This window comes from Rudaea cellulosilytica DSM 22992 (genome assembly GCF_000378125.1).
GTDB classification, from domain to species: domain Bacteria; phylum Pseudomonadota; class Gammaproteobacteria; order Xanthomonadales; family Rhodanobacteraceae; genus Rudaea; species Rudaea cellulosilytica.
In genome coordinates, this window is record NZ_KB899242.1 from 1025889 (window position 1) to 1048612 (window position 22724).

28 protein-coding genes are annotated in these 22724 nt (G+C 62.6%); 8 read left to right on the forward strand and 20 right to left on the reverse strand.

Going from position 1 to position 22724, the window contains the following annotated elements; all coding sequences use genetic code 11:
* Window positions 1–44: 44 nt before the first annotated feature.
* Window positions 45–617 carry a dihydrofolate reductase family protein gene (locus tag F455_RS0114255; protein ID WP_018973985.1) on the forward strand — a complete coding sequence of 191 codons (573 nt, stop codon included), beginning with the start codon at window positions 45–47 and terminating at the stop codon, window positions 615–617.
* Between the two features lie 131 nt (window positions 618–748).
* Here F455_RS0114255 and F455_RS0114260 read toward each other — a convergent pair whose 3' ends face one another.
* Window positions 749–1735, reverse strand: a complete 987-nt coding sequence (locus tag F455_RS0114260) for a malate dehydrogenase (RefSeq protein WP_018973986.1) — start codon at window positions 1733–1735, stop codon at window positions 749–751.
* 50 nt (window positions 1736–1785) lie between these two features.
* Window positions 1786–2985, reverse strand: coding sequence for a pyridoxal phosphate-dependent aminotransferase (locus F455_RS0114265; RefSeq protein WP_026293387.1), 1200 nt, complete (start codon window positions 2983–2985; stop codon window positions 1786–1788).
* Window positions 2986–3201: 216 nt separating this feature from the next.
* Between F455_RS0114265 and F455_RS0114270 the strand changes: the two genes are divergently transcribed.
* Entirely contained in the window at window positions 3202–3459 is a 258-nt protein-coding gene (locus F455_RS0114270; RefSeq protein ID WP_018973988.1) for a GlsB/YeaQ/YmgE family stress response membrane protein, read from the forward strand.
* 67 nt (window positions 3460–3526) lie between these two features.
* On the opposite strand, the gene F455_RS0114275 is transcribed toward F455_RS0114270, so the two are convergent.
* Both F455_RS0114275 and F455_RS22170 read right to left on the reverse strand, forming a co-directional pair.
* The gene (locus F455_RS0114275) at window positions 3527–4045 is read right to left on the reverse strand and encodes a peptidylprolyl isomerase (RefSeq protein ID WP_018973989.1); all 519 of its coding nucleotides are present in this window, start codon (window positions 4043–4045) and stop codon (window positions 3527–3529) included.
* Between the two features lie 108 nt (window positions 4046–4153).
* On the reverse strand, window positions 4154–4861 hold the full coding sequence (locus F455_RS22170) for an SEL1-like repeat protein (RefSeq protein WP_157578838.1): 708 nt from the start codon (window positions 4859–4861) through the stop codon (window positions 4154–4156).
* A 139-nt stretch (window positions 4862–5000) separates the two neighbouring features.
* Here F455_RS22170 and typA point away from each other — a divergent pair, with 139 nt between their 5' ends.
* From typA to F455_RS0114310, 6 genes are all read left to right on the forward strand, one after another.
* A complete protein-coding gene (typA, locus tag F455_RS0114285) occupies window positions 5001–6833 on the forward strand; it encodes a translational GTPase TypA (protein ID WP_018973991.1) in 1833 nt (610 codons plus the stop codon).
* A gap of 193 nt (window positions 6834–7026) precedes the next feature.
* The gene (locus F455_RS0114290) at window positions 7027–7434 is read left to right on the forward strand and encodes a cupin domain-containing protein (protein WP_018973992.1); all 408 of its coding nucleotides are present in this window, start codon (window positions 7027–7029) and stop codon (window positions 7432–7434) included.
* Between the two features lie 8 nt (window positions 7435–7442).
* Window positions 7443–7850 carry a hypothetical protein gene (locus F455_RS0114295; RefSeq protein WP_018973993.1) on the forward strand — a complete coding sequence of 136 codons (408 nt, stop codon included), beginning with the start codon at window positions 7443–7445 and terminating at the stop codon, window positions 7848–7850.
* A gap of 13 nt (window positions 7851–7863) precedes the next feature.
* The gene (locus tag F455_RS0114300; protein WP_018973994.1) at window positions 7864–9456 is read left to right on the forward strand and encodes an amidase; all 1593 of its coding nucleotides are present in this window, start codon (window positions 7864–7866) and stop codon (window positions 9454–9456) included.
* Between the two features lie 285 nt (window positions 9457–9741).
* Complete coding sequence (locus F455_RS0114305) at window positions 9742–9939, forward strand: hypothetical protein (RefSeq protein WP_018973995.1); 198 nt, start codon at window positions 9742–9744, stop codon at window positions 9937–9939.
* 76 nt (window positions 9940–10015) lie between these two features.
* Window positions 10016–11353, forward strand: coding sequence for a carbohydrate porin (locus F455_RS0114310; RefSeq protein WP_033410192.1), 1338 nt, complete (start codon window positions 10016–10018; stop codon window positions 11351–11353).
* A gap of 230 nt (window positions 11354–11583) precedes the next feature.
* On the opposite strand, the gene F455_RS21015 is transcribed toward F455_RS0114310, so the two are convergent.
* The 16 genes from F455_RS21015 to rpsN form a co-directional block, all read right to left on the reverse strand.
* Window positions 11584–12960 carry a class II 3-deoxy-7-phosphoheptulonate synthase gene (locus tag F455_RS21015; RefSeq protein ID WP_033410195.1) on the reverse strand — a complete coding sequence of 459 codons (1377 nt, stop codon included), beginning with the start codon at window positions 12958–12960 and terminating at the stop codon, window positions 11584–11586.
* A 57-nt stretch (window positions 12961–13017) separates the two neighbouring features.
* On the reverse strand, window positions 13018–13533 hold the full coding sequence (locus tag F455_RS0114320; RefSeq protein WP_033409833.1) for a disulfide bond formation protein B: 516 nt from the start codon (window positions 13531–13533) through the stop codon (window positions 13018–13020).
* A gap of 45 nt (window positions 13534–13578) precedes the next feature.
* Window positions 13579–14730: a Dol-P-Glc:Glc(2)Man(9)GlcNAc(2)-PP-Dol alpha-1,2-glucosyltransferase gene (locus F455_RS0114325; protein ID WP_018973999.1), complete on the reverse strand. Its 1152-nt coding sequence runs from the start codon at window positions 14728–14730 to the stop codon at window positions 13579–13581.
* Between the two features lie 119 nt (window positions 14731–14849).
* Window positions 14850–15236, reverse strand: coding sequence for a 50S ribosomal protein L17 (rplQ, locus tag F455_RS0114330; protein WP_026293389.1), 387 nt, complete (start codon window positions 15234–15236; stop codon window positions 14850–14852).
* A 169-nt stretch (window positions 15237–15405) separates the two neighbouring features.
* A complete protein-coding gene (locus tag F455_RS0114335; RefSeq protein ID WP_018974001.1) occupies window positions 15406–16404 on the reverse strand; it encodes a DNA-directed RNA polymerase subunit alpha in 999 nt (332 codons plus the stop codon).
* Window positions 16405–16518: 114 nt separating this feature from the next.
* Complete coding sequence (gene rpsD / locus F455_RS0114340) at window positions 16519–17154, reverse strand: 30S ribosomal protein S4 (RefSeq protein WP_018974002.1); 636 nt, start codon at window positions 17152–17154, stop codon at window positions 16519–16521.
* Window positions 17155–17330: 176 nt separating this feature from the next.
* Window positions 17331–17723: a 30S ribosomal protein S11 gene (rpsK, locus tag F455_RS0114345; protein ID WP_018974003.1), complete on the reverse strand. Its 393-nt coding sequence runs from the start codon at window positions 17721–17723 to the stop codon at window positions 17331–17333.
* Between the two features lie 56 nt (window positions 17724–17779).
* Window positions 17780–18139, reverse strand: coding sequence for a 30S ribosomal protein S13 (gene rpsM, locus F455_RS0114350; RefSeq protein WP_018974004.1), 360 nt, complete (start codon window positions 18137–18139; stop codon window positions 17780–17782).
* Window positions 18140–18291: 152 nt separating this feature from the next.
* Complete coding sequence (secY, locus tag F455_RS0114355) at window positions 18292–19638, reverse strand: preprotein translocase subunit SecY (protein WP_026293390.1); 1347 nt, start codon at window positions 19636–19638, stop codon at window positions 18292–18294.
* Between the two features lie 12 nt (window positions 19639–19650).
* Window positions 19651–20085 (reverse strand): 50S ribosomal protein L15, encoded by a 435-nt coding sequence (rplO, locus tag F455_RS0114360; protein ID WP_018974006.1) that lies wholly within the window; start codon window positions 20083–20085, stop codon window positions 19651–19653.
* Window positions 20086–20113: 28 nt separating this feature from the next.
* Window positions 20114–20320, reverse strand: coding sequence for a 50S ribosomal protein L30 (gene rpmD / locus F455_RS0114365; RefSeq protein WP_018974007.1), 207 nt, complete (start codon window positions 20318–20320; stop codon window positions 20114–20116).
* Complete coding sequence (gene rpsE / locus F455_RS0114370; protein ID WP_018974008.1) at window positions 20307–20822, reverse strand: 30S ribosomal protein S5; 516 nt, start codon at window positions 20820–20822, stop codon at window positions 20307–20309. Before rpsE ends, rpmD begins: the two co-directional genes overlap by 14 nt.
* A gap of 87 nt (window positions 20823–20909) precedes the next feature.
* The gene (gene rplR, locus F455_RS0114375; protein ID WP_018974009.1) at window positions 20910–21269 is read right to left on the reverse strand and encodes a 50S ribosomal protein L18; all 360 of its coding nucleotides are present in this window, start codon (window positions 21267–21269) and stop codon (window positions 20910–20912) included.
* Between the two features lie 96 nt (window positions 21270–21365).
* On the reverse strand, window positions 21366–21893 hold the full coding sequence (gene rplF / locus F455_RS0114380; RefSeq protein ID WP_018974010.1) for a 50S ribosomal protein L6: 528 nt from the start codon (window positions 21891–21893) through the stop codon (window positions 21366–21368).
* 24 nt (window positions 21894–21917) lie between these two features.
* On the reverse strand, window positions 21918–22316 hold the full coding sequence (gene rpsH, locus F455_RS0114385) for a 30S ribosomal protein S8 (protein ID WP_018974011.1): 399 nt from the start codon (window positions 22314–22316) through the stop codon (window positions 21918–21920).
* A gap of 100 nt (window positions 22317–22416) precedes the next feature.
* On the reverse strand, window positions 22417–22722 hold the full coding sequence (rpsN, locus tag F455_RS0114390; protein ID WP_018974012.1) for a 30S ribosomal protein S14: 306 nt from the start codon (window positions 22720–22722) through the stop codon (window positions 22417–22419).
* Window positions 22723–22724: the final 2 nt, after the last annotated feature.

Here is a 22724-nt window from a genome sequence, read left to right on the forward strand (position 1 = left end):
GGTGCGTGTGCCCCGGCGATTTAACCCTCGCTGTGGAGATTTCGATGCGCAAAATGATTGCCGCGATGAAGATCTCGGCGGACGGAAAATTCGGCAACCCGGACGGCTACGCGGACTGGGTGGAAGCATGGTCCGAAGACTACGGCCTGACTTCGCAAATCGATGCCTGCGTGCTCGGCGGGCGCATGTATCCCGGCTATGAGCAATACTGGACCGCGATCCAGAACGCGCCCGATCAGCCCCTACCGATGACTGGCAGATTGGCGGCGCCGGCCGAGGTCGAATGGGCGCGTTTCGCCGCGCAGACCACGCACTACGTGCTGTCGAACACGCTTGCGTCTGCCGCCTGGCCAAAGACGCGCATCCTGCGCCGAGTCGAAGAAATCACCGCACTCAAGCAGCAGCCCGGCAAGGACATCTACTTGATGGGCGGTGGCCAGATCATCTCCAGCTTGATCGAAGCCGGGCTCGTCGACGAACTGCGCCTGATCGTGCATCCGTTGCTCGCGGGTAACGGAAGGCCGTTGTTTACGATGGGCGAACGCCGTCTGCTTGAATTGCGCAATGCTCAGCCGCTCTCGCAGGGACGATTGAGCCTGGTCTACGCAATCAACTGAGCGCTGAGACTGGCCAGGCCGCTCCCGCGTCGCGCTACGGAACTCACATCAATCGGCGTGGGAAACGACAAGGCCGCCGCCCATGCAGGCGGCCTTGTCATGTACTCCATTCCGCGCGCATGCGCGATGCATCACTTCTTCGCGAACAGGTGTTCGACGCCAGCGCGCTCCTCGCGCAGTTCCTTGTCGGTCGCATCCATGCGCGCACGCGAGAAGTCGTTGATCGCAAGACCCTGCACGATCGCGTACTTGCCGTTCTTCACCGTGACCGGATAGCCGTAGATCACGCCCGGCGCGATGCCGTAGCTGCCATCGGACGGAATGCCCATCGACACCCAGTCACCTTCGTCGGTGCCGAGCGCCCAAGAACGCATATGGTCGACCGCAGCCGACGCCGCCGAGGCCGCCGACGAGGCACCGCGCGCCTTGATGATCGCCGCGCCGCGCTGCTGCACGGTCGGGATGAAGTCCTTCTCGTACCAGTTTTGGTCGACGAGGCTCAGCGCCGCCTTGCCCTGCACCGTCGCGTGATGCAGGTCGGGGTACTGGGTCGAGGAATGGTTGCCCCAGATCGTGACCTTCTTGATCTCGGTCGTATGCACGCCGGTCTTCTCGGCGAGCTGCGACAGCGCGCGGTTATGGTCGAGGCGCACCATCGCGGTGAATTGGCCCGGATCGAGATCCGGCGCGTTCTGCTGCGCGATCAGCGAGTTCGTGTTCGCCGGATTGCCGACGACGAGCACCTTGACCGTGCGCTTGGCGTGGTCGTTGAGTGCCTTGCCCTGCGGGCCGAAGATCGCGCCGTTCGCTTCGAGCAGATCCTTGCGCTCCATGCCGGGACCGCGCGGGCGCGCGCCGACGAGCAGTGCGTAGTCGACGTCCTTGAACGCGACGCTGAGGTCATCGGTGGCGACGATGCCGGCGAGCGTCGGGAACGCGCAGTCGTTGAGCTCCATGACCACGCCCTGCAACGCCGGCAGCGCAGGCGTGATTTCGAGCAGGTGCAGGATGACCGGCTGGTCCTTGCCGAGCATGTCGCCCGAGGCGATGCGGAACAGCAGGGCGTAACCGATCTGGCCGGCGGCGCCGGTGACTACTACACGGACGGGGGATTTCATCGAACGATCTCCTTTCACAATAGTTTGTTTGTTTCGGCGCCGAGCAAAATTCAACTCAACTCCGCGAAGAATTCCTTGATGCGCCTCATGCCCTCGTCGAGCTGCGCATCAGGACAGGTATACGAAATGCGCAGCGCGCGCGGTTCGCCGAACGCCGAACCCGGCACGCAGGCGACGCCCTTGGCCTCGAGCAGCGCATTGCACAGATCGACGTCGTTGCCAATCACAGTCGAGCCGTGCTTCTTGCCGAACGCGACCGAGATGTCCGGGAACACGTAGAACGCGCCTTGCGGCCGCGGGCAGTTCACGCCGGGAATCGCACTCAACGCCGCGAGCACGCGATCGCGCTTGGCGGCGAATTCGATCGCCTTGCGCGCCGGAAGGTCCTGCGGACCCGACAGCGCAGCGACCGCCGCGGCGGTGACGACTTCGGGCAGGTTGGTGATGTGGTTCGAGTTCAGCGTGACCAGCGCCTGCGCCACTTTCTCGGGCGCAGCGATCAAGCCGACGCGCCAGCCGGGCATGCCGTAGGTCTTCGAAATCGAGTCGACTACGATCGTGCGCTCGCGCAGCTCGGGCCGGACGTGCAGGAAATTGTGGTAGCCGACGCCGTCGAAGACGAGGCGGTTGTAGATGTCGTCGCAGATGATCCAGGTGTCGGGATGCGCGGCAAGCACCTCGGCGAGCGCGGCGATCTCGGCCTTCGAATAGACCATGCCGGTCGGGTTCGACGGATTGTTGAACAGGAACACCTTGGGCTTGCTCGCCAGCGCCTTGGCCAGCTGCTCGGGCTTGAGCTTGTAGTCCTGCTCCGGCGGGCACGGCAGCAGCGTCGTCTTCGCACCAACGATGTCGGCGATGTCGGCGTAGCTCGTCCAGTACGGCGTCGGGAACACGATCTCGTCGCCCGGATTCAGCAGCGCCTCGGCGAGGTTGTACAGCACTTGCTTGGCGCCGATGCCAACGACGAGGTTCTTGCGCTCGTAGCCGTTGAAACCGCCGTCCTGCAGATGCTTGAGGAACGCGTCGAGCAGCGCTTCGCTGCCGCGGTTTGAACCATATTGACCGCTATCGTGCGCGAGCGCCTCGCGCGCCGCGGCGTAGACATGTTCGCCCGGCAGGAAATTCGGCACGCCGATCGAGAAGCTGATGATGTCCTTGCCCGCCGCCTTGAGCTGCTTCGCCTTCTCCGCCACGACCATGATGGCGCTGGGCTTGGCCCGGCTCATGCGTTCAGCCAGCAAAGGCATTTCAGTCTCCTGGGTTAGAGGTAGGAACAGCGCTCCAGTTTAGCATATTTGCTGCAGCGCAGCGGCGCGTACAGCCGGCGGCAGATGCATCTACATCACGCATCTCAGAAGCGTTTTTAAGCTTTTGCGAACAAACGTATTTGCTACACTCGCATCGCCCTGCCTGCGGCACATTTCGGCAGAACCGCTGTTCCGGACACGTCCTAAGGAGATCGCATGCTGCACATCATCTGGTCCATCATCATCGGTTTCATCGTCGGCTTGCTAGCGCGTTGGTTCTATCCGGGGGCGATGCACCTGGGGTTCATCCTGACCGTACTCCTCGGCATCGGTGGCTCGATCGTCGGCGGCCTGATCGGCAGCCTGTTCAACAAGCCCGCTGACGGCCAGATGTTCCACCCCGCAGGTTTCATCATGTCCGTCATCGGGGCGGTCATCCTCCTGTTCATCGTCAAGCAGCTCGGTTACATGTAAACCGACCCGCTTTACGCAAACAAAAAGGCCGCCCTCGGGCGGCCTTTTTTTGTGCTCTGTTCCCGCGTCAGCGCGAAGCGAGCGTCTTGTTCCACTGTTCGAGCAGCGGCACGACCTTCCGGTTGGCGAACAGCGCCGCGGTGTCGCCAACGATCGTGATCGATTCGATCTGGTCGCCCTGCTTGATGCTGTCGATGACCTTCTGGTCGTCCGCGCTCAGCACTTCGCCGAACACCGTGTGCTTGCCGTCGAGCCAGGGCGTGACCACGTGGGTGATGAAGAACTGCGAACCGTTCGTGCCCGGCCCGGCATTCGCCATCGACAGCACGCCCGGCTTGTCGTGGCGCAGGTGCGAGACGAACTCATCGCCGAAGCGATAGCCCGGACCGCCGCGACCCGAACCTTCCGGGCAGCCACCCTGGATCATGAAATCCGGGATCACGCGGTGGAAACTCAGCCCATCGTAGAACTTGTGCTGGACGAGATTGACGAAGTTCGCCACCGTCACCGGCGTGTGCTCGGGCGTCAGGCGGATATGGATCGTACCGCGCGAGGTCTTGATATGGGCTTGCAGGTCTTGGCTCATGCAGAAAAATCTCCGGGGAAAACGCTATTTTTGCATAGCCAGCGCATCAGAACACCCCACAGGCGACTCGCGCGTCCGCGAAGTCGGCTTCGCTGGCAATTGCCAGCATCAGGGTTTGTCGGAGCTATCCGATTGTTTGGGCGCGGTCGCTGGAGGGTCAACTTCCTCGACCGGACCCACGGTGACGCTGTTCTTCCATTCGCGATCACGCGTGGCGAAATACAACGCAGGGTCCCAATCCTTCTTCGGATACTTGCCGGCGGCATCGTATCCAGCCAGCGAGCCAGTCATCTGCATGATCGCTTGCTTCAGCTCGAACACCATGCGCGGCTGGGCGACTTCGTCCGCATAGCGCTTGGCGAGTTGAGTGCGCTGGCTCTCGGCGCGAGCCAGCTGCGCCGGTGTCAAGGTCTCTTTCAGTTCGTCGCGCGTGGCGACAAACTGCGGATAGCCGCGCTCGCAAGCCAGATCCATCCATGCGTAGGCCATTACGGGATCCTTGGCAACGCCCTCGCCGTTCTTGTACATCAAGCCGATGCTGAGCTGGGACAGCTTGTCCGCATACTGTGCTCCGACTTCGAAATATTTCATCGCGTCGCCATAGCGGCGATGGGCATAGGCGCGCATACCAGCGGTCATGCCCCACTGGTCGGGGTGATGCCAAGTGGACATCTTGCTCATTGCGAGCAGCGTTTTCATTACCTCCGGGTCTTCGGCAGGATCGCCTGCACCTCGGGCATTAGCGGCCAACAGACCAATGCCCATGAGCATGCAGAAAACGGTCCGGGCACTTCGCATACCTGTCACCTCGATCATGCCGTGGCCGGTAACGACTTTCAGGTCATTCGGCGCGCCATCAGCCTAACTATTGCTGCGCCGCAGTATCAAATTAAATCGGGTATAATCTTGTAAATCCTTGTCTCATTCAGCCTGCCGCGAGGGCGGGCTTATCACCATGTCCATCGAAAATCTGCGCAATATCGCCATCGTCGCCCACGTCGACCATGGCAAGACCACCCTCGTCGACTGCCTGCTCAAGCAGTCCGGCACGTTCAGCGAACGCACGGTGCTCGCTGAGCGCGTGATGGACTCGAACGACCAGGAAAAAGAACGCGGCATCACGATCCTGGCCAAGAACACCGCGATCACCTGGCAGGGCAACCGCATCAATATCGTCGACACGCCGGGACACGCCGATTTCGGCGGCGAGGTCGAGCGCGTGCTGTCGATGGTCGATTCCGTGCTGCTGCTGGTCGACGCGATGGACGGTCCGATGCCGCAAACGCGCTTCGTCACCCAGAAAGCGTTCCAGATGGGCTTCAAGCCTATCGTCGTGATCAACAAGGTCGACCGCCCCGGTGCGCGCCCGGACTGGGTGCTCGACCAGACCTTCGACCTGTTCGACCGCCTCGGCGCGACCAACGAGCAGCTCGACTTCCCGGTCGTCTACGCCTCGGCCCTGCACGGCTATGCGGGCCTGACGCCCGACGTGCGCGAAGGCGACATGACGCCGCTGTACGAGGCGATCATGAAGCACGTGCACGCGCCCAAGGTCGACCCGGATGGTCCGTTCCAGATGCGCATCTCGCAGCTCGACTACAACAGCTATGTCGGCTTGATCGGCATCGGCCGCATCCAACGCGGCAAGGTGCGCACCAACATGCCGGTCGCCGTGGTTGACCGCGAAGGCAAGAAGCGCAACGGCCGCGTCCTGCAGGTGCTCGGCTTCATGGGCCTGGAGCGCCGCGAAGTCGCCGAGGCAGAAGCCGGCGACATCGTCGCCATCAACGGCGTCGAAGACTTGGGCATTTCCGACACGATCTGCGCGCCCGACGTGCCGGAACAACTGCCCGTGCTGACGGTGGACGAACCGACCATCAGCATGACTTTTCAGGTCAACAACTCGCCGTTCGCCGGCAACAAGGAGCTGTCCGGCGGCAAGTTCCTGACCAGCCGCCAGCTGCGCGAGCGCCTCGATCGCGAGCGCGTGCACAACGTTGCGCTGCGCGTCGAGGAAGGTTCCGATGCGGACAAATTCCTCGTCTCCGGCCGCGGCGAGCTGCATCTGTCGGTGCTGATCGAGAACATGCGCCGCGAAGGCTATGAACTGGCCGTGTCGCGCCCGGAAGTCATCATCAAGGAAATCGACGGCCAGTTGATGGAGCCGATCGAGCAGCTCGTCGTCGACGTGGAAGAAATCCACCAGGGCGGCGTGATGGAAAAACTCGGCGCGCGCAAGGCGCAGTTGAAGAACATGGAGCCGGATGGAAAAGGTCGGGTGCGCCTCGAGTATCAAATCCCGGCGCGCGGCTTGATCGGTTTCCAAAACGAATTCCGCACTCTCACCCAGGGTTCGGGCCTGCTGTTCCACGTCTTCGACCATTACGGCCCGAAGGAACAGGGCACGATCGCCAAGCGTCTCAATGGCGTGATGATCGCCAACGCGCCGGGCGCCACGCCGGCCTACGCGCTGGGGCCGCTCGAAGAGCGCGGCAAACTGTTCGCCGCCGAAGGCGACCAGGTATACGAAGGCCAGCTGGTCGGCATCCACTCCAAGGACAACGACCTCACCGTCAACGCGATCAAGACCAAGCCGCTGACAAACATGCGTGCCTCGGGCAAGGACGACGCGATCAAGCTGACCCCGGCGATCAAGTACTCGCTGGAGCAGGCGCTCGATTTCATCGAGGACGACGAACTGGTCGAAGTCACGCCGAAGGAAATCCGCCTGCGCAAGAAGCACCTGACCGAGAACGATCGCAAGCGCGCTTCGCGCCAGGCGGCGTAAAAGCTCGAGCAATAGTTTTGTCCCGCACGCCGCAATGGCGTGCGGAGGCTGCAACCCTTTACAGGGTTCCGGGCAAGTCTCCCGGATCGCTCCAGCCGACTTCCATTCCGGCTATCCTTGCGGCCGCGGCTACCCGTCGATCGAGGCTAGTCATAGCTCGGTCCGCTGTCGCTTCCAGCTCTAAGGGATACCGATGAACGCAGCGGCGAATATTCTCGGCGCCTATCTTCACGCCCACGACGGAGGCAGGATCGACGCGATTCCGCCGTCCGAATCGTTTTGGCAGGATGTCGCCAGCGGCGCCTATCCCGACCTGGACCAGGGTCGGCTGATGTCAGCGTTCACGTTCTCCGAGCCATGGGCAACCTGGGAGCGCCATCCCGTCGGCGAAGAGGTGGTCATGCTGCTCTCCGGTGCGGCGACTCTGGTCATCGAGGAGTCGGGCAGTGAATGCGAGGTGCATCTGAACTCGCCCGGCGACTATGTCCTCGTGCCGCAAGGCGCCTGGCACACGGCAAAAACGCATGTCCCCACCACGATGCTGTTCCTGACTCCGGGCAAGGACACCGAGCATCGGCCGGTCGGATTCGTTGCCGGCTAACCCCTGACGTGCGCCCATTCCTGCACGTGATCAGTGTTCTCTGCCTGCTGCCCAGCGTGCTGCTCGCCTCCGCCTTTCTCGCGCTGGGGCACGCCATCGCAGCCGGCACGCTGCTCGGTTTCTTCGAGCAGTTGTTGGTCATGGCGACCTGGCTGATTCCTTGGGGTCTGCTGGCCAGTCTTGCAGCTTTCCTTGTGCTGCTGTCGGCGGGTTTTTCACAACGCCTGCGCTGGCTGGCGGGCTCGTGCGTGGCTGCCTTCTCTATCGGCAGCGTCGCGGTGATCCTCGCGTTCGACAGCCAGCCGCTGTCGTTGGGCCAACTGACGTTTTTCGTGCCTGCGCTGTTCTCGACATGGATCGGCCTCTGGCTGGCCGTGAGCGAGGGTCCGCACACCAAGATCGCCCGGCCAACTTGAATGGAGACTCGCCATGATCGATCTCGCCATGCCGCGATTGTTTGCGTTTCTCATCGCCACCGTTTGCGTACCCATGGCCACGTCGGCGGCGGAACCCGTTTCGCCACCAGCAGAGGAGCTCTCGATCCGCGACTTCGCGCAGAAATTGCAGCATGGGGAATGGACTGCACATGCATTGGCGCAGCAGTATCTCGACCGCATCGCCGCGATCGACAGGGCCGGCCCTGCGATCAACGCGGTGATCGAACTCAACCCCGATGCGCTCGCGATCGCCGACGAGATCGACGTTAGCCGGAAAAGTGGAAAAGTGTACGCATCGTTGCGCGGCATTCCGGTGCTGATCAAGGACAACATCGACACGGCCGACAAGATGCACACGACCGCCGGCTCGCTCGCGCTGGCCGATTCGATCGCGGCGCGCGACGCTACCATCGTGGCGAAATTGCGCACGGCCGGCGCCGTGATCCTCGGCAAGACCAACCTGTCGGAATGGGCCAACTTCCGCTCGAATCACTCGACCAGCGGCTGGAGCGGACGCGGCGGCTTGACGAAGAATCCCTACGCACTCGACCGCAACGCCTGCGGCTCAAGTTCGGGCACGGGCGCGGCCATCGCGGCGAATCTCGCCGTGGCCGGCATCGGCACCGAGACCGATGGCTCGATCGTCTGCCCCGCGTCGGCGAACGGGCTGGTCGGGATCAAGCCGACGCTCGGCCTCGTCAGCCGCGCCGGCATCGTGCCGATCGCGCATAGCCAGGATACCGCCGGACCAATGGCACGCCGCGTCGCCGATGCGGCCGCCTTGTTGACCGCAATCGCCGGCAGCGACATACGTGATCCGGCGACGAAAGACGCGGACAAGCATCGCGCGGAATACACGAAATTCCTCGACGCGAAGCGCCTGCGTGGAGCGCGTATCGGCGTCGTGCGCAAGCTGGCCGGCGTCGGCCCCGAGGTCGATCGCGTGTTCGATGCGAGCATCGCCGCGTTGAAGGCCGCTGGCGCCGTGATCGTAGATCCGGTCGAACTGCCGAACCAGGGCAAATACGACGACGAGGAAAACATCGTGCTGCAATACGAATTCAAGGCCGATCTCGATGCCTATCTCGCCACGCTCGCGCCCGATGTGAAGACGCGCAGCCTCGCCGGCCTTATCGAGTTCGACAAGGCGCATGCGGATCGCGAAATGCCCTGGTTCGGCCAGGAGACGTTCGAGCAGTCGCAGGCGCGCGGCGGCCTCGACGAAAAAGTATACAAAGACGCTCTGACGAAATCGAAGCGCCTCGCCGGCGCCGAAGGCATCGACGCGGCGCTGGCCAAGGACAAACTCGACGTGCTGATCGCACCGACCGGCGGCCCAGCCTGGGTCACCGATCTCGTCAACGGCGATCACTACACAGGCGGCAGCTCGACGCCGGCCGCGGTGGCCGGCTATCCCGCGATCAGCGTACCGATGGGCTTCGTGCATGAGTTGCCCGTGGGCATCACATTCTTCGGCGCAGCCTGGAGCGAGGCAAAACTGATCAGCTACGCCTACGCATTCGAGCAGGCTACGCGGGCGCGCAAGCCGCCACGATTTCTTGAGCACGTCGGCACGTCGGATTGAAACCGATGTCGCGCCGGGCATCCCGGCACAAAGAAGTTTTTCGTTGACATCGAAGCGCCCCGCGCCTACCCTTCGCCGCGCTTCAGTCCGCCGAAGCATTTCCTCCAGCCAACCACTGACATCAATGGACAGCTATCCGAGTACCAACGCAGCACCGGGCCTTCGCGGGCCATGGGCTGCCTTGGCCGCACAAACCCTGCCGCTCCGCGCGGATACGGGCCGTCTCGCGATCTAGCCGATAGCTGGTCGTGATTCACCCGTTCCGTCATGGAATCGAGGTGAATCATGAAAATGCAGTTCCTGCTCTCCCTGTTCCCGCACGATCGTCGTTTCGGCGTGCGCGATGCCTATTGCGCGACCTCGCGCGCCCTGCCCTACGTCGCCGCGAACGATGCCTCGTTCGCGCGCCGGAAGCTCGTCTGCCGCTGGCGGCGCAGCCCGACCAGCGGCAAGCTCGAAGCACGCTGGACGACACAGGATTGAAACCAAGCCCGCCCATGCTGCGCAATCAATGCGCGCAGCATGGGACCATGTTCACGTGCTCATGGAAACCGGAATCATGAAACTCAAGCCAGCCTTCGCCATCTTTGGCGCACTCGTCCTTGCGGTCCCTCCAGCCTCGGTCCTCGCCGTCGACGCGCCGACCGAATTCGTGCCGCAGCTGCTCGGCGCGCAATACACCTTCGTCGACCAGCATCAGGATGCGTTGCGTTCGCCCTATTCCGGCCCTTTAAGTCTGCGCGCGAGCGGCGACACGGAGCGTTCGCACACCTTCGGCGCCTACTTCGGCGTGGCGTTGCCATGGCACTTCCAGTTCTATCTCGATGCGGAAATGTTCAAGGGTGCCGGCGTCAGCAATGCCACCGGTATGGCTGGGTTGAGCAACGGCGACGTGATCCGCTCGGGCACCGCAAACCTCGGCAAGCGCCCGTACATCGCGCGCCGAGTGCTGCGCTACGCGCTGCCGCTCGGCGAAGAGACCTACGATGTCAAAGCCGCGCAGGGCCAGCTCGCGGGCAAGGAATATGCGAGCCGATTCGAGGTGAAGCTCGGCAAGCTCGCAGTCAGCGACGATTTCGACAAGAACCGCTACGCGAATTCGACGCGCACTCAGTTCATGAACTGGGCGCTGTTCAACAACGCCGCCTGGGATTTCGCCGCCGATACGCGCGGCTACACGGGCGGCGCGATGCTCGCCCTCGTGCAACCGGCGTGGACGTTGCGTTACGGCATTTATGAAATGCCGCGCGAGGCGAACGGACAGGCGCTGGAATGGCCGATCTCGCGCGCGCGCGGCGAGCAGATGGAGTTGACCTGGCAACCGCAGAAGGACGGCTACGCAGTGCGCGTGCTCGCGTTCCGCAACATCGCGCGCATGGGCGTGTATCGTGACGCGATCGCTGCCGCGCAGGAATCGGGCGCGACGCCGGATATCCGCGCCGATGATCGCGATGGCCGTCGCAAGCATGGCTGTGCGATCAATGCTGAACTGCCGCTCGCCGACGACGGTGAAACTGGCCTGTTCGCGCGCATCGGCTGGAACGACGGCCGCACGGAATCGTTCGCGTTCACCGAAGCGGACCGCGCCACCAGCATCGGCGGACAACTATCGGGTCTGCACTGGGGACGCGCGCAGGATCATCTCGCGCTCGCGATCGCGGTGAACGGCATTTCGCAAGACCATCGCGACTATCTCGCGCTCGGCGGCAGCGGCTTTCTGATCGGTGACGGCCGGATCGACTACGGCCATGAACAGATCGCCGAGCTTTACTACGCGGCGCAAATCGTGCCGCATGTGACGATCAGCCCCGACTTCCAGTTTGCCCGCAACCCGGGATACAACCGCGACCGCGGACCGGCGCGCTTCTTCGGCCTGCGCGCGCACGTGGAACTTTGAGGAAAGAAAACTTCCCTCAGAACCTGTCTTCAAAGCGTAGCGAGCGAAGAGAATTTGCGCGTCGCCGGAGCGCAGGAACCGGAGCATACAAGCAGTATGTGAGGATTACTCGCCGCTTCCGCGGCTCGCCCTCCGGGCCGGCTTCGCCGTTCGCTCCGGCATCCTGCCTCCGCAGTCCGAGCACCGCCGGCGCGCAAATTATCGAGCGCAGTAGCTTTGAGGACAGGTTCTCAGGGCCTGCCGCCGCGCTTGCGCACGATCAGCATCGCAATCTCGAGCGACTGTTCGTAATTGAGACGCGGATCGACGCTCGACTTGTAGGCACGGGCAAGATCCACTTCGGTCAGGTCGCGCGCGCCGCCGAGGCATTCGGTGACATTCTCGCCGGTCAGTTCGAGATGCACGCCGCCGAGGCGTGTGCCGCAGGCGGCGTGGATATCGAAGGCATGGTCGAGTTCGGCGCGGATGTTCTCGAAGCGCCGCGTCTTCACGCCGGACGGCAGCGTCTCGCCGTTGCCGTGCATCGGATCGCAGCACCAGAGCACGCGTTTGCCTTCGGCCTTGACGGCATTCAGATGCTGCGGCAACTCAGCTTCGACCTTGGCCGCGCCCATGCGCGTGATCAGGGTCAGCCGGCCTGGTTCGTTGTGCGGATTGAGCGCATCGATCGTGCGCAGCAGCTGGTCCGGCTTCACCCCGGGGCCGAGCTTGAGCCCCATCGGATTCTGGATGCCGCGGCAGTACTCGACGTGGGCGCCGTCGAGCTGCGCGGTACGCATGCCGATCCACGGGAAATGCGTGGATAGGTTGAACCAACCCGGGTTGCGCGGCACCTCGCGCGTCACTGCGCCTTCGTAGTTGAGCAGCAACGCCTCATGCGAAGTATAGAAATCCACTTTCTGATATGACGGCGATTCGCCGGCCAGCGTTTCCATGAAGCGCACTGCCTCGCCGATGGCTTCGACCATGCGCTGATACTCTTCCTGCAGTGGCGAGTGCTTGACCCATTCGAGGTCCCAATATTCTGGGTGATGCAGGTCCGCGAAGCCGCCATCGATCAGCGCGCGCACGAAGTTCATCGTCAGCGCCGAGCGAGAATGCGCTTCGATCAGGCGCTGCGGATCCGGCTCGCGTGCGACCGCAGTGAATTCGGGAGCGTTGACGATGTCGCCGCGATAGCACGGCAAGGTCACGCCGCTGCGCGTCTCGGTGTCGGCCGAGCGCGGCTTGGCGTACTGGCCGGCGAACCGGCCGACGCGCACGACCGGAAGCTTCAAACCGTGCACCAGCACGAGGCTCATCTGCAGCAGCACCTTGAGCCGGTTGGAGATGATCGGCGAGGTGCAATCGGCGAAGCTCTCAGCGCAGTCCCCACCCTGCAGCAGGAAGCAGCGTCCCTCCTGCGCTTCGGCCAGCTTGCGCTTGAGCGCGAGCACTTCCCACGACGTCACCAGCGGCGGCAATTCACGCAACTGTGCGACGGCGCGGTCGAGCACGGCTGCGTCCGCATAAACCGGCTGTTGCACGGCCGTGCGCGACTGCCATGACGTCGGTGACCAAGATTCCGCCGCGCTCTGTCTCGTTGCTTCTGGACTCGTTGCCGCCATGGTGTCGTCGCCGACGTGGGAAGGGTTTTTCATCATGCCAGATCGCGGCGCAGAACTTTAGCGCTTGCGGAAACCGGCCCAGATTGCGCCGGCGCCGAGCGCCACGAACGAAACCAGCGTCCAGAACGGCATCGATAAACCGAGGAAAGTCCAATTGATCTCGGCACAGTCGGCATGACCAGTGAACGCGGCCTGGATCGTCTTGCTCCAGGCGTAGCTCACCGAAAAATTCTCGACCCAATAGTTCCAGCCCGGCGTGCATCCAGCCAACGGATTGGGCGGCTGGTGCTGCACCCAGACGTGATAAGCCGCGATGCCGATGCCGGCACATGCGCCGAGCAGTACGAGCAGCGCATAGACACGCCGCCCGGTCGTCTTCGGGTTGTGCAAGGCACCGATCAGGAAGAACACGCCCATGGCGATCACTGCGATACGCTGGAAGATGCACAGCGGACACGGCTCGATGCCAAGGTTGAACTGCACGTAGTAGGCATACGCCAGCATCGCCGCACAGATGGCGAAGCCCGCCAAATAGGTCAACCGGTAAGAGGGAGCGGGAAAATTAGATGTCATGTTCTGTCGCCTCGACTGCCAAACGTGTGGATTCGCGACGGCCCCCTACAGACTGAAGCGGCCGGTGAAGGTACCCAGGCAAGCACAGACCGCAAGTACCGCCCAAAGTGCCGTCGTCGCGGTTTCGATTTTTTCGTTCTGCCGCTCGCGGAATACCTGCCACAACGCGAGCGGCACCAGCGCGTAACGGTGCTCGATCATCCACGAACTCGCCAATGCGACGAATGTCAGGGGGTACAACATCCACGCCGATCGCGGATGCAGACGCGTTCCCGACAACCCGCAGGCGGCCGCCACCGCGACCAGGCCGAACGCCGCCTTCCACCACCATGCCGACACGACGAACCGAAGGAGATGATTGTGCACCGTCCACGGCTCGTCGGCCTGATTGAACGGATGATCGACGCGGAATCCCGCCCAGAATATGCCGAATGCGATTGCCGGAACCGACAGCAGCCAGGGGTGCAGGCGCGCGTTCCGCACGAACTCCTTGAACCCGTTTCGAACATGCAGCGGAAACAATAGCGCACACAGGAACGAGGTGAAATACAGGTTGCCGATGTGAAACGAAAAATCCGGATGCATCATCGTCTGCTCTTTCGAGAGCGAAATGCTTCCATTCCACATCCAATAAACCAGAAACAGACCAACGCCCAGGGCATAGGGCCACGTCCTCGTCAGCACCTGCCGCAGCGACGGCGCCGCGGCCTCATCGCGCGACAACGCCAGCCAGGCAAATAGAGGCAGCCAAACGACGTTGGTCTGGCGCACGCAAAGCGCAGCGATCATCAACACGCCCGCGAGGATGTCGCGCCGACCGAGCGTAGCCGCGCCGGCCGCCAGCACGAATGCCAGCGACAGCACGTCGGTGTAAACCATGAAGTCGTAGGGAAACAGGATCGGCAGCAGGGCGAACTGCAGCGTCGCAGCCGCGTCGGCCTTACCGGCAGCATTCTTCCGCAACCAATGGAATGCGCCGATCGCGAGCAGACCATACACGGCGTTGAGAACGCGCGCCGCGGCCAACGTGCGCTGGTCCGTCGCCCAAAGCACCACCGCCGAAAGAGCGTGATAGCCCGGCAAAACGGTCAGAATGTCCCAGGCAATGCGGAAGTCGCCGTGATCGAAACGGTTGATATGGACGTAGTGCGCGATCTCGTCGACGATCGGCTTGGCACCGGCGGCCAAATACGCCATTGCGAGGTACAGAAATGCGAATCCGGCCCATGCGAGCCGGATTCGAGAGAATTGCAAGGGGGCGAGCATCAGCCCAACCCGTCAGATGCAGCGATGTGCTGCACGCGAACCGGTGAAACTTATTCTTCCACCGCCGCCGCTTCGGTGCGCGGGCGATCGACGAGTTCGACATACGCCATCGGCGCGTTGTCGCCGACGCGGTTGCCGCACTTGAGGATGCGCGTGTAGCCGCCCTTGCGCTCGCGGTAGCGCGGGCCGAGTTCGACGAACAGCTTGCCTACGGCGACCTTGTCGCGCAGGCGCGCGAACGCGAGACGGCGATTGGCGACGCTGTCGACCTTGGCCAGCGTGATCAGCGGCTCGGCGACGCGGCGCAGTTCCTTCGCCTTCGGCAGCGTGGTCTTGATCAGCTCGTGCTTGATGATCGACGCCGCCATGTTCTTGAACATCGCTTCGCGATGCGAACTGGTGCGGTTGAGCTTGCGACCGGATTTCATATGACGCATAAATAATTCCTCGGTGTAGATTTATAATTATGGATATCTGCACATTTGTGCAGCGGACACTTGGTCCGTAATTGCGCCATCCGTTCTGGCGTACAACTTCCGGATACTGCGACGTCCCTGTAGTCTGGATCCCGGCAATCCGTGCCGGGATGAATTGACGGCTATGCCGTCAATTCATCTGCATGCCGTGCTGCAGGCCCGACGGCGGCCAGTTCTCGAGCTTCATGCCGAGCGAGAGGCCACGCGAGAACAGCACGTCCTTGATCTCGGTCAGCGACTTCTTGCCGAGGTTCGGCGTCTTCAGCAGCTCGACTTCGGTGCGCTGCACGAGGTCGCCGATGTAGTAAATGCTCTCGGCCTTCAGGCAGTTCGCCGAACGTACGGTGAGTTCGAGGTCGTCGATCGGACGCAACAGCACCGGATCGACACCGGCCTTGTCGGTCTTCGCTTCCGAGGTCTCGCGGCGGGTGAAGTCGCCGAAGATCGTGAGCTGATCGAGCAGCGTTTCCGCGGCCTTGCGCACGGCTTCTTCCGCTTCCACGGTGCCGTTCGTTTCGATGTCGAGCACGAGCTTGTCGAGGTCGGTGCGCTGTTCGACGCGCGCGCTGTCGACTTCATACGCCACGCGGCGCACCGGGCAGAACGAGGCATCGAGCTGCAGGCGGCCGATCGGGCGACTCTCGTCGTCCGGACGGCGACGCGAGGTGGCCGGCTGGTAGCCGATTCCGCGCGCGACCTTCAAGCGCATGTTGAGCGCAATGTCCTTGGTCAGGTGGCAGATCACGTGCTCGGGATTGACGATCTCGACGTTGTGGTCGACCTTGATGTCCGCAGCCGTGACCACGCCCTTGCCCTTCTTCGACAGGGTCAGGGTGGTTTCATCGAGGTTGTGCAGGCGCAGAGCCACGTCCTTGAGGTTGAGCAGGACTTCGATCACGTCCTCCTGCAGACCTTCGAGGGTCGTGTACTCGTGCAGCACGCCATCGATCTCGACTTCGATGATCGCAGCGCCCGGGATCGACGACAGCAGGACGCGACGCAGCGCGTTGCCGAGCGTGTGGCCGAAGCCACGCTCCAGGGGTTCAACCGAAACTTTCGCGCGGTTCGCACCGAGCTGTTCTACATGCAGGCCGCGCGGACGCAGGATGGTAGTAGGCGAATTTGCCATGAACTACGCTCTCCGTAAGGTGTGGGGAATTCGGAAAATATGTGTGCGAAAAGCGGCACATTCAAGCTTGCCGCGCACTGCGCCGGACATTGCCCGACGCGGTGGATGAAACGGTTACTTCGAGTACAACTCGACGATCAGCGATTCGTTGATGTCGCTCGGCAGATCCGAGCGTTCCGGCAGCGCCTTGAGCGTACCGGCGAACTTGTTCGCGTCGACTTCGAGCCACGCCGGGGCCAGGTCCATTTCCTGCGACAGGGTCAGCGCTTCCTTGATGCGCAGCTGGCTGCGCGACTTCTCGGCGACGGAGATCTGGTCGCCGGCCTGGACCGCGTACGACGGCAGGTTGACCTTCTTGCCGTTGACCTCGATCGCCTTGTGCGCGACGAGCTGGCGGGCCTGGGCACGGGTCACCGCGAAACCCATGCGGTAGACGATATTGTCCAGACGCGATTCGAGCAGACGCAGCAGGTTCTCACCGGTGTTGCCGCGGGTCTTCGACGCCTTGACGTAGTAGTTGCTGAACTGGCGCTCGAGCAAGCCGTAGATGCGCTTGACCTTCTGCTTCTCGCGCAGCTGCACCGCGTAGTCCGACAGGCGCGACTTCTTCGCACCGCCGCCGGCGCCATGCTGGCCGGGCTTGTTCTCGAGCTTGCACTTCGAGTCGAGCGCGCGAGCCGGGCTCTTGAGGCTGAGGTCGGCGCCTTCGCGGCGCGCGAGCTTGCAGGTGGGACCGATGTAACGTGCCATAAAATTCTTCTCTTCGTTGCGAGTCCGGCCACGCGTGGCCGATTCTTTGAATTTAGTGATCAACAGATCACATCAGACTCTGGTGTATTTAAGATTTCTATTGAAAGTGCGGCCACGGACGGCCGCTTCCTCATTCTTGCAATCAGGGATGATTGCTGAAATAGCTTCGATCGCAATTACACCCGGCGCTTCTTCGGGGGGCGGCAGCCGTTGTGCGGGATCGGAGTCACGTCGATGATGTTGGTCACCTTCACGCCGATGTTGTTCAGCGAACGCACCGCCGACTCGCGACCCGGGCCCGGGCCCTTGATGCGCACTTCGGCGGTCTTCACGCCGTATTCCTGTGCGACACGGCCGGCCTTCTCCGCCGCAACCTGGGCGGCGAACGGGGTCGACTTGCGCGAACCGCGGAAACCCGCGCCGCCCGCAGTCGCCCACGACAGCGCATTGCCCTGGCGATCGGTGATCGTCACGACGGTGTTGTTGAACGAAGCCTGCACGTGAACGATCGCATCGGTAACGACGCGTTTGGCTTTCTTCTTGGTCTTGGCAGCGACCGGCTTATTCATGAGTCAAGGTTTCCTGATGTTCGCAAGGACGCGCCTCGCGTACTTGCAAAAATGAATTAATTCTTCTTGATCGCGCGGCGCGGACCCTTGCGCGTGCGCGCATTGGTACGCGTGCGCTGGCCGCGCACTGGCAGGCCGCGACGGTGGCGCATGCCGCGATAGGTGCCGAGGTCCATCAGGCGCTTGATGCTGATGCCGACTTCGCGGCGCAGGTCGCCTTCGACCACGAACTTCGCAACTTCGGCACGAAGCTTCTCGACTTCGGACTCGGTCAGCGACTTGATCTTGGTCGCCGGATTGACGCCCGCGGCGTCACACACCAGCTTCGACCGCGTGCGGCCGATACCGTAAATGCTTTGCAGTCCGATCACGACGTGTTTCTGGACCGGCAGGTTGACACCCGCAATACGCGCCATCTTTCTATCTCCGAGAAAATCAAAGCGCTTGAAAGCGCAGTGAACTGTAAATTATAACTGGTTTTTTACGTCTCCGGAAGCCCAAAGGCCTGCCGGATATGGTTTTTTTCCAACCGGGCCGGGACCTTGCTCGGCCCAGCCCGATTCCGGGCTTAGCGCGCCGGGCTTCCGCCGCGGCCGTAGCCCTTCAGATTCGCCTTCTTCAGCAGGCTTTCGTACTGATGCGACACCAAATGCGCCTGCACCTGCGCGGTGAAATCCATGACCACCACCACCACGATCAGCAACGAGGTGCCGCCGAAATAGAACGGCACATGGAAGTACTGCTGCAGGAACGTCGGCACCACGCAGACCAGCACGAGGTACAGGGCCCCGGCTCCGGTCAGGCGCGTCAGCACGCCGTCGATGTATTCGGCCGTCGCCTTGCCCGGGCGGATGCCCGGAATCAGCGCGCCCGACTTCTTCAGGTTCTCCGCAGTCTCGTTTGAATTGAACACGAGCGCGGTGTAGAAGAACGCGAACACGATGATCAGGATCGCGTACAGGATCTCGTACAGCGGCTCGCCCGGCGCAATCGCCGCGGTCAGCTGCTGCAGCCAGCGGATGTTCGTGCTGCCGCTGAACCATGACGATGCCGTCGCCGGAAACATAATCAGCGACGAGGCAAAAATCGCCGGAATCACGCCCGACATGTTGAGCTTGAGCGGCAGGTGCGAACTCTGGTTCATGTACGCCTGGCCGCCACCCTGGCGCCGCGCGTAGTTGACCGTGATGCGGCGCTGGCCGCGCTCGACGAAGACGACGAACGCCGTCACCGCGACCACGATCAGCAGCACGAGCAGGACCTTGATGAAGTTGAGCTCGCCGTTCTGCGCCATCTGCAGGGTGTGATAGGTCGCACCCGGCAAACCGGCGACGATGCCAGCAAAGATCAGCATCGAGATGCCGTTGCCGATGCCGCGCTCGGTGATCTGCTCGCCCAGCCACATAAGGAACAGCGTGCCCGAGGTCAACGCGATCATCGAGGTCATGATGAAGCCGAAGCCCGGGGCGTAAACCACCGATTGGCCGTTCGCTGTCTGGTGCATGAGCCAGCTCGAGATGCCGAACGACTGCACTGCAGCCAAGACCACGGTGAAGTAACGCGTCCACTGGGTCAGCTTGCGCCGACCGGACTCGCCTTCCTTGCGCAGCGACTGCAGCGACGGCACCACCTGGGCGACCATCTGCACGATGATCGACGCCGAGATGTACGGCACGACGCCGAGCGCGAAGATCGAGAAGCGCGCGAGCGCGCCGCCCGAGAACATGTTGGCCAGATCGATCAACCCGCCGCCACCGCCGAGCAGCGAGGTCATCGCCGCCGACTTGACGCCCGGCACCGGAATGAACGAGCCGAGGCGATAGACGACGAGCGCACCGATGAGGAACAGGATGCGCTGCTTGAGCTCGGTCAATTTGCCGAGGCCTGCGAGCATGCTGGCTTGGGAAGCCGCCATGAGGTCGGTCCGTTACTCTACGCTGCCGCCGGCCGCGAGGATCGCTGCCTTGGCGCCGGCCGTGACCGCCACGCCCTTGAGCTTCACCGCGCGCTTGAGCTCGCCCTTCTTGACGATCTTCGCACGCTCAGCGCGCGTATCGATCAGACCGGCGGCCTTGAGTGCGTCGAAGTCGACCACGTCGGCCGTGACCGACTCGAGCTTGTACAGCAGCACTTCGGACACCTTGTGCGCGAGCTTCGAGCGGAAGCCAACCTTCGGCAGACGACGCTGCATCGGCATCTGGCCGCCTTCGAAGCCCGGCTTGACCTTGCCCTTGCCGGTACGCGCGAACTGGCCCTTGTGGCCGCGACCCGCGGTCTTGCCGAGGCCGGAACCGATACCGCGGCCGACGCGAACGCGCTTCGTGCGGGCGCCCTTGGCGGGTTTGAGAGTATTAAGACGCATTGTTCGATGCTCCGATATCTTGCTTTGCTCAGGCGCTTTCTTCGATGCGCACGAGATAACTGACCGTATTGACCAGACCACGCACCTGCGGCGAGTCTTTCAGCTCGCGCACGTCATTGAGCTTGTTCAGACCGAGCGCTTTCACGCTCAGGCGATGCTGCCACTTGCAGCTGTTCATGCTCTTGTACAGGCGGACCTTGATCGTGCCGCTTTCCGTCTTCTTAGCCTTGGCCATAACCACCCACCTCTTCAACCTTCTTGCCGCGCTTGGCCGCGATGCGCTCAGGCGTCGCCATCGCTTCCAAGCCCTTGATCGTGGCGCGCACGAGATTGATCGGGTTACGCGAACCCTGCGCCTTGGCCAGCACGTTCTTCACACCGACCACTTCGAGCACGGCGCGCATCGCGCCGCCGGCGATCACGCCGGTACCTTCGGACGCCGGCTGCATGTAGACCTTGGCCGCGCCGTGGTTGGCCTTGACCGCGTGCCAAAGGGTGCCGTTGTTGAGCTTTACCTGGGTCATGCCGCGGCGCGCACGTTCCATCGCCTTCGAGATCGCGACCGGCACTTCGCGTGCCTTGCCGTAACCGAAGCCGACCTTGCCGTCGCCGTCGCCGACCACGGTCAGCGCGGTGAAGCTCATCTGCCGACCGCCCTTGACCGTCTTGGAGACGCGGTTGACGGCAATGAGCTTCTCGAGCATGCCGTCGCTGTTTTCACGTTCATTCGTTGACATTACTTTTCACCTTGTGCCGCCCGTATCGCAGCGGACTTTTGCTTGCGGCGAAGCCGCTTAGAATTGTAAAGAAGTATATTTTTTAAATCAGAACTTGAGACCCGCTTCGCGCGCCGCATCCGCCAGTGCGGCGATGCGACCGTGATAACGGAAACCCGAACGGTCGAACGCGACGCTTTCGATGCCGGCGGCCTTCGCCTTCTCGGCGATCGCCTTGCCGACAGCGGCGGCGGCGGCCTTGTTCTTGGTGCCCTTGACCTCGCCCTTGATGGCCTTCTGCACGGTCGACGCGGCCGCGATCACCTTGCCGCCGTCGGCCGAAATGACCTGGGCGTAGATGTGCTGGTCGCTGCGATGCACGGTCAGGCGCGGCACGGCAAGCTTCTTGATGTGCATGCGCGTGGACTTGGCACGACGCAGGCGGGATTCGTTCTTTTCGTTCGACATGGTTTCGTCTCCGGATAGCTGAAAGCTTTGTTGAAGAGTCCGGCCAGGGATGGCCGGGCTTCCCGCGGAAGGATCCGCTTGAAGCTCTCCGACTGATTAGGCCTTCTTGGCTTCCTTGATGGTGATCTTCTCGCCGGCGTAACGCACACCCTTGCCCTTGTAGGGCTCGGGCGGACGGAACGCGCGGATCTTCGCGGCGGTCTCGCCGACGCGCTGCTTGTCGGCACCGGCGATCAGCACTTCGGTCTGGGTCGGCGCGGTGATCGTGATGCCTTCCGGCGCCTTGAACAGGATCGGGTGCGAGAAGCCGAGCGAAAGGTTCAGATCCTTGCCCTGCAACGCGGCGCGATAGCCGACGCCGACGAGCTCGAGCTTGCGCTCGTAGCCTTCGCTGACGCCCTTGACCATGTTCGCCAGCACGGCGCGCGCGGTACCCGCGAACTTCATCGTCTCGGCGTCCTTCGAGGCGAGCAGGACTTCACTGCCATTGACGTTGACTTCGACGCCTGCGGGCAGAGCAAACGACAACGTACCCTTCGGGCCCTTCACCGTCACCGCTTCACCGGCGACCTTGAATTCGACGCCCTTCGGCAGCGCGATCGGTTTTTTAGCAACTCGTGACATTTGTATTCTCCAGTCGGGCCGCGATCAGACGACGGTGCCGATGACTTCGCCGCCGACGCCCTGCGCACGCGCCTGCGCGTCGGTCATGATGCCGGCCGGCGTGGTGACGATGGCAATGCCGAGGCCGCCCATCACTTTCGGCAGCGCGTCCTTGCCGCGGTACACGCGCAGGCCCGAACGGCTGACGCGGCTGATCGATTCGATCGCCGGCCTGCCTTCGAAATACTTCAGCGCGATCTCGAGCTCGGCCTTGTTGTTGGCCAGCTTGTTGACCTGAAAGTCGCGCACATAGCCCTCGTCCTTCAGCACCTTGGCGATGGCTTGCTTGGTCTTGGATGCCGGCATGCGCACCGTCGGCTTCGCGGTCGCTTGCGCGTTGCGAATGCGGGTGAACATATCGGCGATGGGATCAGTCATGCTCATGTTTCTAGTTCCTTAGCATCGATATCCGAAATGGATTTCGTTTGTGTTTCTAAAAGATAAAAAGATAAATCGTCGAAAATCCGAAATGGATTTTCGGGCGTTACCAGGAAGCCTTGCGCAGGCCCGGCACGTCGCCGCGCATGGTCGCTTCACGCAGCTTGTGGCGGCCGAGCGAGAACTTGCGGTAGACGCCGCGCGGACGACCGGTCAGCTCGCAGCGGTTGCGCTGGCGCGAGGGGCTCGCGTCACGCGGCAGCTTCTGCAGCTTGGTCTGCGCTTCCATCTTCTCTTCGTACGAAGACTTGGGGCTGAGCACGATCGCCTTCAGCTCCGCGCGCTTCGTCGCGTACTTCTTCACGATCTTCGCGCGCTTCTTCTCGCGCTCCACCATGCTGGTCTTTGCCATTG